Source organism: Stenotrophomonas lacuserhaii, from assembly GCF_039674585.1.
GTDB lineage: Bacteria > Pseudomonadota > Gammaproteobacteria > Xanthomonadales > Xanthomonadaceae > Stenotrophomonas > Stenotrophomonas pennii_A.
The window spans coordinates 85,557-97,341 of the sequence record NZ_JBDJNU010000009.1 but is presented as its reverse complement, the minus strand read 5'-3'; the positions used below and the strand labels follow the sequence as shown (position 1 = coordinate 97,341).

The 11,785-nt window shown below is 68.3% G+C and carries 14 protein-coding genes; 10 read left to right on the top strand and 4 right to left on the bottom strand.

What is annotated here, in order from left to right:
* Positions 1 to 81: 81 nt before the first annotated feature.
* The 3 genes from ABE522_RS05880 to ABE522_RS05870 form a co-directional block, all read right to left on the bottom strand.
* Positions 82 to 519 (bottom strand): hypothetical protein, encoded by a 438-nt coding sequence (locus ABE522_RS05880; RefSeq protein ID WP_346590919.1) that lies wholly within the window; start codon positions 517 to 519, stop codon positions 82 to 84.
* Between the two features lie 90 nt (positions 520 to 609).
* Positions 610 to 1,437, bottom strand: a complete 828-nt coding sequence (locus ABE522_RS05875) for an amidohydrolase (protein ID WP_346590918.1) — start codon at positions 1,435 to 1,437, stop codon at positions 610 to 612.
* Positions 1,434 to 2,582, bottom strand: a complete 1,149-nt coding sequence (locus tag ABE522_RS05870) for a pyridoxal phosphate-dependent aminotransferase (RefSeq protein ID WP_346590917.1) — start codon at positions 2,580 to 2,582, stop codon at positions 1,434 to 1,436. Before ABE522_RS05870 ends, ABE522_RS05875 begins: the two co-directional genes overlap by 4 nt.
* Before the next feature lie 181 nt (positions 2,583 to 2,763).
* Between ABE522_RS05870 and ccmA the strand changes: the two genes are divergently transcribed.
* From ccmA to ABE522_RS05825, 9 genes are read left to right on the top strand one after another with little or no spacing between them, the layout of a single operon-like run.
* The gene (ccmA, locus tag ABE522_RS05865) at positions 2,764 to 3,402 is read left to right on the top strand and encodes a heme ABC exporter ATP-binding protein CcmA (RefSeq protein ID WP_346590916.1); all 639 of its coding nucleotides are present in this window, start codon (positions 2,764 to 2,766) and stop codon (positions 3,400 to 3,402) included.
* A complete protein-coding gene (gene ccmB / locus ABE522_RS05860) occupies positions 3,399 to 4,094 on the top strand; it encodes a heme exporter protein CcmB (RefSeq protein WP_101098509.1) in 696 nt (231 codons plus the stop codon). Before ccmA ends, ccmB begins: the two co-directional genes overlap by 4 nt.
* Positions 4,095 to 4,127: 33 nt before the next feature.
* Positions 4,128 to 4,877, top strand: a complete 750-nt coding sequence (locus ABE522_RS05855; RefSeq protein WP_191771451.1) for a heme ABC transporter permease — start codon at positions 4,128 to 4,130, stop codon at positions 4,875 to 4,877.
* Positions 4,874 to 5,059 (top strand): heme exporter protein CcmD, encoded by a 186-nt coding sequence (gene ccmD / locus ABE522_RS05850; RefSeq protein WP_101098511.1) that lies wholly within the window; start codon positions 4,874 to 4,876, stop codon positions 5,057 to 5,059. The genes ABE522_RS05855 and ccmD overlap by 4 nt, the downstream gene beginning before the upstream one ends.
* The gene (gene ccmE / locus ABE522_RS05845) at positions 5,056 to 5,517 is read left to right on the top strand and encodes a cytochrome c maturation protein CcmE (protein ID WP_191771447.1); all 462 of its coding nucleotides are present in this window, start codon (positions 5,056 to 5,058) and stop codon (positions 5,515 to 5,517) included. Before ccmD ends, ccmE begins: the two co-directional genes overlap by 4 nt.
* Entirely contained in the window at positions 5,518 to 7,437 is a 1,920-nt protein-coding gene (locus tag ABE522_RS05840) for a heme lyase CcmF/NrfE family subunit (RefSeq protein ID WP_346590915.1), read from the top strand.
* Between the two features lie 14 nt (positions 7,438 to 7,451).
* Positions 7,452 to 8,069: a DsbE family thiol:disulfide interchange protein gene (locus ABE522_RS05835; protein ID WP_346590914.1), complete on the top strand. Its 618-nt coding sequence runs from the start codon at positions 7,452 to 7,454 to the stop codon at positions 8,067 to 8,069.
* A gap of 37 nt (positions 8,070 to 8,106) precedes the next feature.
* Entirely contained in the window at positions 8,107 to 8,538 is a 432-nt protein-coding gene (locus ABE522_RS05830) for a cytochrome c-type biogenesis protein (protein WP_346590913.1), read from the top strand.
* Positions 8,535 to 9,539, top strand: a complete 1,005-nt coding sequence (locus tag ABE522_RS05825) for a tetratricopeptide repeat protein (protein WP_406846312.1) — start codon at positions 8,535 to 8,537, stop codon at positions 9,537 to 9,539. Before ABE522_RS05830 ends, ABE522_RS05825 begins: the two co-directional genes overlap by 4 nt.
* Before the next feature lie 339 nt (positions 9,540 to 9,878).
* On the opposite strand, the gene dksA is transcribed toward ABE522_RS05825, so the two are convergent.
* Positions 9,879 to 11,159, bottom strand: a complete 1,281-nt coding sequence (dksA, locus tag ABE522_RS05820) for an RNA polymerase-binding protein DksA (RefSeq protein ID WP_346590912.1) — start codon at positions 11,157 to 11,159, stop codon at positions 9,879 to 9,881.
* 371 nt (positions 11,160 to 11,530) lie between these two features.
* Between dksA and yidD the strand changes: the two genes are divergently transcribed.
* The gene (gene yidD / locus ABE522_RS05815; protein ID WP_042615209.1) at positions 11,531 to 11,785 is read left to right on the top strand and encodes a membrane protein insertion efficiency factor YidD; all 255 of its coding nucleotides are present in this window, start codon (positions 11,531 to 11,533) and stop codon (positions 11,783 to 11,785) included.

Here is an 11,785-nt window from a genome sequence, read left to right as displayed (position 1 = left end):
TCGTCACGCTTCATGCTGTGAAGGCGTGACGACCAACGGTCGTCACCCACCGCCAGCGGCCGTCACCTACAACCTCCCCGCTCAGCGCCGTTCGATGGTGAACGCCGTACCGTCGATCCCCAGGTCCCAGCCCTTGCCGGTGCCGGCCAGCGCCAGCGAGATGTCGCCCTTGGTCATCGCCACCGCGCCACTGGAGCGGACCGCCCCGGCATGCGCGCTGACCGCCGCATAGGTGCCGAACAGGTCGTCAGGGGAATACGCCCCGCTGAAACGGCCCGTGCCATCGACGATCTTCGACTTGCCCACGGTCAGGCCACCGCCCCTGACCTTCAGCGTGACCGGCATGCGCATGCCGTTGTCGCAGGTGATCGTCCCGTTGCCGGAGGCGGTCTTGTAGAACACCGACCAGCCGGACAGGTCATAGCGCAGGCTGCATTCGATGTTGCCGGCTGCCTGCGCAGCCGGCGCGACAAAGGCCGATGCAAACAGCACGGCCATCAGGGAAACAGTGTTCTTCATCGTGGGGATGCTCCGGATGCGTGATGCGCCGAATCTAGCAGCGCGCCGCCCCGTCAGGACAGGGCTGGCCGCGCCAGTCCGCGGCGCGGTTCAGCCTGCGTGCGGCGGCGGGTCCAGTTCGAAACGGTCTGCGTCCAGCATCGCCGGGAAGCGCGCGCGATGGGCGGCCAACGCCTGCGCCGACAACGTGGTGGTCACCACCTGCTCCACCTCGCGCACCTCCACCTGTGGCTGGCCCAGGTAATCAATGACCGCGCTGTCACCGGCATAGTGCAGGTCGTTGCCATCCACGCCCACCCGGTTCACCGCCGCCACGAAACACAGGTTTTCGATCGCCCGTGCACGCAGCAGCGTCTTCCACGCATACGCCCGTGCAGAGGGCCAGTTGGCGACGAATATCTGCAGGTCGAAATCCAACTGCCCTGCCCGCTCCACGTCGAAACGGTTGCGGCAGAACACCGGGAAACGCAGGTCGTAGCAGACCTGCGGATTGATCCGCCAGCCCTTCCACTCCACGCTCAGGCGCTCGCGCCCGGCGGCATAGCGTTCGTGCTCGCCCCCGTAACGGAACAGGTGGCGCTTGTCGTACTGCTGCAGAACGCCATCCGGAGTGGCAAACAGCAGCCGGTTGTAGACCGCATCGCCTTCGCGCAGCTGCACGCTGCCGGTGACCGCCGCGCCCAGTTTCACCGCCTGCTCGACGATCCATGCCACGGTCGGGCCGTGCATGTCTTCGGCCTGGCTGATCGCCGCGTTGGAAAAACCACTGGTGAAGGTTTCCGGCAGCACGACCAGGTCGGTCGTGCCGACCAGCGGCGCCAGCAGCGCGGCGTAGTGCGCGCGGTTGCCGGCCGGATCGTGCCAGCGCGTATCGCCCTGCACCAGGCTGATGCGCAGGTCCTGGGCGGCGGCGCTCACAGCTGCTTCAACCGTTCAATGGCCGCATCCAGCGTGGCTTCGTTCTTGGCAAAACACAGCCGCACGATGCGCTGGCCGACTGGCGGTGTCTCGTAGAACGGCGACAGCGGGATCGCCGCCACGCCCTTTTCGATGGTCAGCCACTTCACGAATTCATGGTCCGGCAGGTCGCTGATGGCCGAATAATCGACCAGCTGGAAGTAGCCGCCGGGCACCGCCAGCGGCACCAGCCGGGTCTGCGCCAGCTGCTCGCGGAAACGGTCGCGCTTGGCCTGGTAGAACGCCCCCAGTTCAAGATGGTGCTGCGGCTCGTCACGGATCATCGCGGCGAAACCATGCTGCGCGGGGCCGAAACTGGTGAAGGTGTTGTACTGGTGGACCTTGCGGAACTCCGCGCTCAGCGCTGGCGGCGCGATCGCGTAGCCGATCTTCCAGCCGGTGCAGTGGTAGGTCTTGCCGAAGCTGGAAATGACGAACGCACGCGCGCGCAGTTCCGGGTGGCGCAGCGCCGATTCGTGGCGGCGGCCGTCGTAGATGATGTGTTCGTACACCTCATCGGAGATCAGGTAGATGTCGGTGCCACGCAGCAGGTCGGCCAGCGCCTGCAGGTCGGCCTCGTCCAGCATCGCACCGGACGGATTGTGCGGGGTGTTGACCATCAGCAGGCGGGTGCGCGGGGTGATCGCCGCGCGCACGCGGTCCCAGTCCACCGCGAAGGTCTGCGGGTCCAGTGGCACGTGCACCGCACGTGCGCCGGCCAGGTCGATGGCCGGTTCATAGCAGTCGTACGCCGGGTCGAGCACGATCACTTCCTCGCCGGCACGCACCACGGCGTGGATGGCGTTGAAGATCGCTTCGGTAGCGCCGCTGGTGACGGTGACTTCGGTATCCGGGTCGACCTGCGCGCCATACAGGTCCAGCGACTTCTGCGCGATCGCCTGGCGCAGCGGCGCCACCCCGGTCATCGGCGGATACTGGTTGAGTCCTTCGGCCATCGCGCGGGTGGTGGCATCGATCAGGCGCTGCGGCGCGCTGAAATCGGGGAAGCCCTGGCCGAGGTTGACGGCGCCGTGTTCGGCGGCCAGCTGGGACATCACGGTGAAGATGGTGGTGCCCACCTTGGGCAGCTTGGTCTGCGGTTGCATCGGCCTGTGCGGGGAGCGGAAGACAGGCGTGAAGTGTACTGCGGGGGGTGAAGCGTGACGACCAACGGTCGTCGCCCACCGGGTGCTGGGGTCGCCGCCCACCTGCAGCTGCCCGCGCGCTCCGCAAGCCGGCGCGGGCGGCTAGAATCAGGGCCCGTCCGCCGTGCAGAGATCGTGTCCCTTGAATGCCCCTGCGCTGCTGGCCGCACATGGCCTTTGCTTCTCACGAGATGACGAACGCGTGTTCGGGCCGCTCGAGTTCCATGTCGATACCGGCGAAGCGCTGCTGGTGCAGGGTGACAACGGCGCCGGCAAGACCACCCTGCTGCGCGTGCTGGCCGGCCTGCTGCGGCCGTCCGCCGGCCGCGTGGAGATCGATGGCCGCGCCGCCAGCACCGCCGAGCGCGCACGCTTCGTCGCCTACCTCGGCCACCTGCCGGCCATGAAAGCGGACCTGGACACGCTGCAGAACCTGCATTTCCTGTGCGGCCTGCATGGCCGTCGCGCGCGCCAGATGCCCGGCAATGCGCTGGCCGTGGTCGGGCTGGCCGGCCATGAAGGCACCCTGGTGCGGCATCTGTCGGCCGGGCAGAAGCGGCGCCTGGCGCTGGCACGGATGTGGTTGTCGCCGGCACCGCTGTGGCTGCTGGACGAACCCTATGCCAACCTCGACCTTGAGGGCATCAACCTGGTCAACCGGATGATCTCCGCGCACCTGCGCGGCGGTGGCGCGGCGCTGGTCACCACCCACGGCGCCTACGCCGCCCCGCCGGTGCGCACGCGGCAGTTGCAGTTGGCGCTTCCACAGGTGGCTGCATGATCGCCCCCGGTACCGAACCCGGCCTGTGGCAGACCGCACGTGCGCTGGCCACGCGCGACCTGCGACTGGTCTGGCGCCGCCGTGGCGATGCGCTGCAACCGGTGCTGTTCGCGTTGCTGGTGGTGGTGCTGTTCGCACTGGCGTCCGGCCGCGATCCGCAGCAGCTGGCGGCCAACGCGGTTGCGGTGCTGTGGCTGGCGGTGCTGCTGGCCGGGCAACTGGCGCTGGATTCGCTGTTCCGTTCCGACGCCGAAGACGGCTCGCTGGAACAATGGCTGCTGGCGCCGGTGCCGCTGGCCTGGCTGGTGCTGGTGCGCGTGCTGATGCACTGGCTGACGACGGCCCTGCCGCTGATCGTGCTCAGCCCCCTGCTGGCGGAAATGCTGCATCTGCCACATGACCAACTGCCGATGTTGCTGGCATCGTTGCTGCTGGGCACGCCACTGTTGAGCCTGATCGGCGGCATGGTGGCGGCACTGACGGTCGGCATCCGGCGCTCTGGTATCCTCGTGGCGTTGCTGTCGTTGCCGCTGTACGTGCCGGTGCTGGTGTTCGGCGCAGGCAGTGTCGCCGCTGCTGCACGCGATCAGGATCCGTATGGCGCGCTGCTGATGCTCGCCGCCGGGCTGGTGGTGGCACTGGTGCTGGCGCCACTGGCCACCGCTGCCGCCATCCGCATTTCCTTGAGCTGAGCCACACCGACCAACCGGGATAGCCGCTACCGCATGCAACCGATCGTCCGCTGGTTCCACCAACTCGGCTCACCGCCCACCTTCGACCGTTTCGCCCGTCGCTGGTCCCGTGTCTTCCACCTCGCTGCGCTGCCGGTGCTGGCCTTCGGGCTGTGGCAGGCGTTGTTCGTGGTGCCGGCCGACTACCAGCAGGGCGACAGTTTCCGCATCCTGTTCGTGCACGTGCCCAGCGCGTGGATGAGCCTGTTCGTGTTCGCACTGATGGCGCTTTACGCAGCCATCGCAATGGTGTGGAAGATCAAGATCTGCGAGGTGCTGGCGATGGCATGCGCACCCATCGGCGCAGGGTTCACCCTCGTCACCCTGCTCACCGGCAGCATCTGGGGCCGGCCGATGTGGGGCACATGGTGGGACTGGGACCCGCGCCTGACCACCGAACTGATCCTGCTGTTCCTGTACTTCGGGGTGATCGGGCTGTACATGGCGATCGAGGACCGGCGCAATGCCGCGCGCGCGGCGGGCCTGCTGGCCATCGTCGGGGTCGCGTTGCTGCCGGTCATCCGCTATTCGGTGGACTGGTGGGGCAGCCTGCACCAGGGCCAGACCATCCGCCTGTTCGGGCCGACCACGCTGGATGCCAGCATGCAGCTGCCGCTGTGGCTGATGGTGATCGGCACCAAGTTGTGGTTCGTCGGCTCACTGCTGGCCAAGGCGCGCGCGGACAACCTGCAGCGCGAAGCCGGCAAGGACTGGGTGCAGCGCCAGCTGCAGGGGGAAGCATGAATTACCTGGGCTACGTGGTCGCCGCCTACGCCGTGTTCGTCGGGCTGCTGGCCATCGATGCGATCGGCTCGCACCTGCGCCTGCGCCGCGCACGGCAGGATGCCCGCCAGCGCCAGCAGCGGCAGCAGGCTCGGCGCTCGGCCAGCACCGGTAACGGCGCGCCGCTGGAGCTGGAGCGATGAACCCGCAGCGCCGGCGTCGACTGCTGTGGGTGCTGCTGCTGGTGGCCGCTTCCGGCCTGGCCACCGCGCTGGTGGCGATGGCCCTGCAGCGCAACGTGGCCTACCTGTACACCCCGGCCGAAGTGCTGCGTGGTGATGCCGGCAGCGCCGAACGCTTCCGCTTGGGCGGCATGGTCGCCAAGGGCTCGCTGAAACGTGAGCCCGGGTCGCTGGTGGCGCTGTTCACCGTGACCGATGGCGATGCCGAGCTCACCGTTCGCAGCGACCAGATCCTGCCCGACCTGTTCCGCGAAGGCCAGGCGGTAGTGGTGACCGGGCGCCTGCAGGGTGATCGCTTCATCGCCGAAGAAGTGCTGGCCAAGCACGATGAAAGCTACATGCCGAAGGAACTGGCCGACAAGATGGGCAAGGCGCACGTCAAACACGATGTGCCCGTGCCTGCACCCGAGGTGCGCTGAGTGCTGCCCGAACTGGGACAGATCCTGCTGCTGCTGGCATTGTTGGCCGCGTTGCTGCAGGCCAGCCTGCCGCTGATCGGTGCGCAACGCGGCATCGCCAGCTGGATGCAGGTCGCACGACCGGCGGCGCTGGCGCAGCTGCTGTTGGTGGCGGCCGCCTTCGCGGTGCTGACCGCTGGCTTCGTGCAGCAGGATTTCTCGGTGCGCTACGTCGCCGAAAACTCCAATACGCTGCTGCCGATGGTGTATCGCTGGTCAGCGGTGTGGGGCGCGCACGAAGGCTCGCTGCTGCTGTGGGCGCTGGTGTTGGCCGCGTGGACCGGTGCGGTGGCGCTGGGCTCGCGCGCGCTGCCCGCTACCGTGCAGGCGCGCGTGCTGGCGGTGATGGGCCTGGTCAGCATCGGCTTCCTGGCGTTCCTGATCTTCACCTCCAATCCGTTCGCGCGCCTGATCCCCGCGCCGTTGGAAGGCCGTGATCTCAATCCCCTGCTCCAGGACCCGGGACTGATCATCCACCCGCCGATGCTGTACCTGGGCTACGTCGGCTTCTCGGTGCCGTTCGCGTTCGCGGTCGCCGCGCTGCTGGATGGCCGGGTCGATACGCGCTGGGTGCGCTGGACACGGCCGTGGACCAACGTGGCCTGGGCCTTCCTCACCCTGGGCATCGCGCTGGGCAGCTGGTGGGCCTACTACGAACTGGGCTGGGGCGGCTGGTGGTTCTGGGATCCGGTGGAAAATGCGAGCTTCATGCCATGGCTGGCCGGCGCCGCGCTGATCCACTCGCAGGCGGTCACCGAAAAGCGCGGCACCTTCGCCAGCTGGACCCTGCTGCTGGCGATCGCCGCCTTCGCGCTGTCCCTGCTTGGCACCTTCCTGGTGCGTTCGGGCGTGCTGACCAGCGTGCATTCCTTTGCTGCCGATCCCTCGCGCGGCATGTTCATCCTGATGTTCCTGGCGATCCTGGTCGGCGGCGCACTGTTGCTGTTCGCGCTGCGCGCCGGCCGCCTGGGCGTGGACAGCAGCGATCCGCGCCGCGGTTTCACCGCCACCTCGCGCGAGACCCTGCTGCTGGCCAACAACCTGCTGCTGGCCAGTGCCTGTGCGATGGTGCTGCTGGGCACCCTGTATCCGTTGCTGGCCGATGCGATGGGGCTGGGCAAGATCTCCGTCGGGCCGCCCTACTTCGGCAGCCTGTTCCTGCTGCTGATGGCGCCGCTGGTGCTGCTGCTGCCGTTCGGCCCGCTGGTCAACTGGCAGCGCGACCAGCCCTCGCGCGCGCTGGCGCTGCTGTTGCCGTGGCTGGTGCTGGCAGTGCTGTTGGCCGCGCTGGCGTGGTGGCGGGCACCGCAGAACGGCTGGAAGGTCGGGCTCGGCGTCGGCGCGGCCGCCTGGGTCGGATTGGGCACGGCACGCTTCATCTGGCAGCGGCTGCGCGGCAATGGGCGCTTCACTGCGGAAATGACCGGCATGCTGCTGGGCCACGTGGGCATGGCGGTGTTCCTGGCCGGCGCGCTGCTGGTGGAAGCGCTGAACGTGCAGCGCGAAGTCGCCCTGTCACCCGGGCAGGCCGTGGTGGTGGGCCGCCATGAAATCCGCTTCGAAGGCGTCGACCATCGCGAGGGCCCGAACTTCAGCGCCGACCGCGGCCACCTGCGGGTGTTCCGCGATGGCCGCGAACGCGCCCTGCTGCATCCGGAAAAACGCCTGTATGCCAGCGGTGGCCAGGTGATGACCGAAGCCGGCATCGATGCGCGCCTTTCCGGCGATGTCTACGTGGCAATGGGCGAGCCACTGGGCAACAATGCATGGGCCGTACGCGTGCATATCAAGCCATTCGTGCGCTGGATCTGGCTCGGGGCGCTGCTGATGGCGCTCGGTGGCCTGGTAGCTGCCGTTGATCGTCGTTTCCGCCGTCCGTAGGAGTCCTGTTTTCCATGTCCGAATCCCCCGCCCCCCGCCCTTCCCGCCCGCTGCCGCCGGTGGCCATCGTGATCGGCGTGCTGTTCTTCTTCGGCCTGCTCGGGCTGATGGTGTATGGGGTGATGAAGAGCGGCGATCCGCAGCGCGATGTCCTGCCCTCGCCGCTGATCGGCAAGCAGGCGCCGGCCTTCGAACTGCCGGTGCTGCACGATCCGCACATCCAGGTCCGCAGCGAAGAGCTGCGCGGCGCGCCGTACCTGCTCAATGTCTGGGGCAGCTGGTGCGCGGCCTGCCGCGAAGAACATCCGGTGCTGACCCGCTTTGCCGAAACCAAGCGCGTGCGGGTGATCGGCTACAACTGGAAGGATGAACCGGCCGATGCCCTGCACTGGCTGGAACAGCTCGGCAATCCCTTCATGGTGGTGTTGAGTGATATCGAAGGCCGCACCGCGATCGACTGGGGCATCACCGCCGCACCGGAAACCTTCCTGGTGGACGGCAGCGGCGTGGTGCGCTGGAAGTACAGCGGCGCGATGACCCAGGCGGTGATCGAGCAGAAGTTGATCCCGGCGCTGGAACAGGTCGAGAAGGCCCAGGCCGATGCCGGCAATGCACTGCACGCCACGCCCTGATCGCCACGGGGGCAGCCGGCTAGCAGGCGGCCTGCTGATGGCCGTGCTGCTGCTGGCCTCGCTGTTCTGCAGCGTCGCCCGCGCGCAGCAGCCGGTGCATGATGCGCGCCCGCTGCAGTTCACCGACCATGCCGAAGAAGCCCGCTTCCACGCGCTTGCCGCGCAGCTGCGCTGCGTTCAATGCCAGAACCAGTCACTGGCCGATTCCAATGCCCAGATCGCCCAGGACCTGCGCCGCGAAGTGTTGCAGCTGATCCACCAGGGCCATGACGATGCCGAGGTGAAGCGCTTCCTGGTGCAGCGCTATGGCGAGTTCGTGCTGTACCAGCCCACGTTGCAACCCGGTACGTGGCTGCTGTGGGGCGGACCGTTGCTGTTCCTGCTGGCCGGCGTGCTGCTGGTGTGGCGGCTGGTGCGCCGCCGCGGTGGCACGGTGGTGGTCGACGAAACCCGCGGTGATGGCTGGTGACGGCCGGCTTGGCTGCACTGGCGGGGATTGCGGGCCTGCTGCTGGCGCTGGCGGTGCTGTGGCCGCTGCGCGCGCGCGGGCGGTCGGGATTCCTCGTCGCCTGCCTGAGCATCGGCCTGGCCAGCGCCAGCCTGTACCTGCTGGTGGGCGATCCGCGCGCCGCGCAGGAACCGGCCGCCCCCTCGCTGGCGGAGCTGCGCGACGGCGTGCAGGCGCTGGAACAGGCACTTGAGCGGGAACCGCAGCGCGCCGATGGTTGGGTGCTGCTGGGCCGCTCGCGCGGCGAACTCGGCCAGCTTGATGCCGCTGCTGCCGCGTACAGCCGGGCTGCAGCGCTGGCACCGGACGACGCCGGCGTGCTGGTGGAAGCCGCCCAGGCGCGTGCCCAGGCCGATCCGGAAAAACATTTCGATGACCGGGCGCTGGGCTGGCTGCAGCATGCGCTGCAGGTGCAGCCCGATGCCGAACGCGCTGCCTGGCTGCTGGGCATCGCGCTGCGCCAGCGCGGCCGCGATGCGGAAGCGGTGGCCGTGTGGTCCGCGCTGCTGCCGCGCCTGCAGCCCGGCGCGGCGGCGGCACTGCAACAACAGCTGGTCATCGCACGCGCTGCGGCAGGTGCCAAAGCGCCCGCCGCTTCCTCCGGGGCGTTGCAGGAAAACGCGACGCCCCTGCTGAGCATCGGCATCGCGCTACCGCCCGGTTTCGATCCCGCGCAGTGGCCACAGGGCGCGGCGCTGTTCGTGCTGGCACGTGCACCGGGAGGCCCGCCGATGCCGGTGGCGGTGCGCCGCTATCCGCTGCAGGCGCTGCCTGCGAGCGTCACCCTCAGCGACGCCGACAGCCCGATGCCGACCCAGCCGCTGTCTTCCCACGCACAGGTGGAGGTGCTGGCGAGACTGTCACGCGCGGGCACGGCGCCGCACGCCGAGGGCGATCTGGAAAGCGCGCCGGTGACGGTACAGCTGCCGCAGCGCGGCGAGCTGCAGCTGCAGCTGCGGTAACGCCGCCGGCCTGCCCTGGTAGCGCCGAGCCGTGCTCGGCGGAATCCCTCCGGCCACGGCCCGCTGCGCTCGCCGACCATGGGTCGGCGCTACCGTCCTGCCCTGGTAGCGCCGAGCCGTGCTCGGCGGCATCCCTCCGGCCACGGCCCGCTGCGCTCGCCGACCATGGGTCGGCGCTACCGACCTGCCCTGGTAGCGCCGAGCCGTGCTCGGCGGAATCCTGCCGGCCACGGCCCGCTGCGCTCGCCGACCATGGGTCGGCGCTACCGTCACCGGTGGATGCAGCAACGAAAAAGCCCGACGCGAGCCGGGCTTTTTCGTCATGCGGCAGCTTGAAGCTTAGTCGCCCTGCTGCTTCTGCATGTGCTCCCACCGCTCCTGCGCATCGATGGTGCGCTCGGCGGTCAAGCGCGCTTCGAGGCGATCCAGGCCGATCTCTTCGCCGGTATCGACGCAGTAGCCGTAATCACCTGCTTCCAGGCGCTTGAGCGTGCTGTCGATCTTGCCGATCAGCTTGCGGTAACGATCGCGGGTGCGCAGTTCCAGCGAGTTCTCGGTTTCGCGGGTCGCGCGCTCGGCTTCATCGCCGATGTCACGCACTTCCTCGCGCAGGTTCTCGATGGTCTGCTTGGATTCTTCCACCAGGTCGGCGCGCCAGTCCTGCAGGCGCTTGCGGAAGTACTCCTGCTGCAGCGGGCTCATGTATTCCTCTTCTGCGCCCGGCTTGTAGCCGGCAGGCAGGATCGGACGGCCGGTGGCTTCGTCGGTCTTGTACTCGACCACCTTGTACTTGCTGCGCGGCGCCGGAGCGGTCGAGCGTGCGGTCACTGCCACGGCGACCTTGCCCACCGGGCGGGCGACGGTCTTCGGGGCGGCATCGGATTTCACAGGGGTTTTCGCGGACGATTTCGAAACGGGCACGGGATTCTTGATTTGCGGGGCCTGCTTGGCTGGCGCCTTGGCCACCTTTTCAGGTGCCTTGGTGCCGGCGTTGCTGGCCGGGACAGACGTGGCCGGAACCGGCGGGGCCGGCTTCGGTACGGACTTCACTGCGGGCGCCACCACCGGCTTGCTGGTGGCTTTGCCGACCGCGGGCTTTGCCGTGGCGGTCTTGTTCACCGCCGGACTGGCCGACGGCTTGCTTGCGGACGCCTTGCCGGAAACCGGCTTGGCGGCCTTGGTCGCCTTGGCGACCGTGGAAACCTTCTTTGCCGGGGCCGGCTTGGCCACGGGCTTCTTTGCGATCTTGCCGGCCGGTTTGGCAACCGGCTTGGCGGGCTTCGCAGCAGCCTTGGCCGGCTTGCTGGCGACCTTGGCCGGCGCTTTCTTCGCCACTGCCTTGGTCACCGCCGTCTTCCTGGCCACGACCTTCTTCGCCGGTGCCTTGGTCACTGCGGCCTTCCTGGCCGCGACCTTCTTCACCGGCGCTTTCTTCGCGGGCGCTTTCGCTGCCGGCGCCTTCTTCGCCGTGGCCGTCCTGGCCGTTGTCTTCCCCGTTGCCTTGGCCACCGGCTTGGCCGGCTTGCTGGCTACAGACTTGGCCGCCGTCTTCTTCGCAACAGGGCTGGCGGACTTCTTGGCGGCCTTGACGGCCTTTTTTGCAGATTTTTTAGCAGCCACGAAACGCTCTTCCTTGGATTCCCCGGGGCCCGGGAAAGCGGGCCTTTATAGCCTACCCGGCCGACTGCAGCAACCGCGTGACAGGACGCACACACGGCCCTCGCAAATACGGGGCTGTGGGTTGCCCGGAACCCGCATCATCTGCTGCGCGGCACGGAACCTGGTCGACGGACACGCCACCGACATGGCTGCGGCGCGGGACGCGCGCGGCAGCCAACGCCCCATCCTGCGACAAATATCCGCCGCTGCCAACCATGTAGCCCACGGGCTCCCACTGAATGGGCAACGGCCGTTCCGTCGGGGTTTACGGGCAGCGCTGCCATGCCGCCGCGATTCACCCCAACAGCGGACACTCGTTTTACTATGAACGGGTGATCTCCCACCTGCTCATCGCCCTGCTGCGCTTCTACAAGCGCTTCATCAGCCCGCTGCTCGGGCCGCGCTGCCGCTTTGTCCCCAGCTGTTCCGAATATGCCATGCAGGCCATCGCCGGGCACGGTCCGCTGCGTGGCAGTTGGCTCGCCGTGCGCCGTATCGGCCGCTGCCACCCCTTCCATCCTGGCGGATTCGATCCGGTACCCGAGCGCACCGAAGATCCCGCCTGCCGCTGCAAAGGAAACCACTGA

Coding starts and splice junctions, on each gene's coding strand:
- ccmE (WP_191771447.1), top strand. CDS start 5,056: ATGAACCCGCAGCGCCGGCGTCGACTGCTGTGGGTGCTGCTGCTGGTG.
- ABE522_RS05870 (WP_346590917.1), bottom strand. CDS start 2,582: ATGCAACCGCAGACCAAGCTGCCCAAGGTGGGCACCACCATCTTCACC.
- ABE522_RS05835 (WP_346590914.1), top strand. CDS start 7,452: ATGTCCGAATCCCCCGCCCCCCGCCCTTCCCGCCCGCTGCCGCCGGTG.
- ABE522_RS05855 (WP_191771451.1), top strand. CDS start 4,128: ATGCAACCGATCGTCCGCTGGTTCCACCAACTCGGCTCACCGCCCACC.
- ccmB (WP_101098509.1), top strand. CDS start 3,399: ATGATCGCCCCCGGTACCGAACCCGGCCTGTGGCAGACCGCACGTGCG.
- ABE522_RS05880 (WP_346590919.1), bottom strand. CDS start 519: ATGAAGAACACTGTTTCCCTGATGGCCGTGCTGTTTGCATCGGCCTTT.
- ccmD (WP_101098511.1), top strand. CDS start 4,874: ATGAATTACCTGGGCTACGTGGTCGCCGCCTACGCCGTGTTCGTCGGG.
- ABE522_RS05830 (WP_346590913.1), top strand. CDS start 8,107: ATGGCCGTGCTGCTGCTGGCCTCGCTGTTCTGCAGCGTCGCCCGCGCG.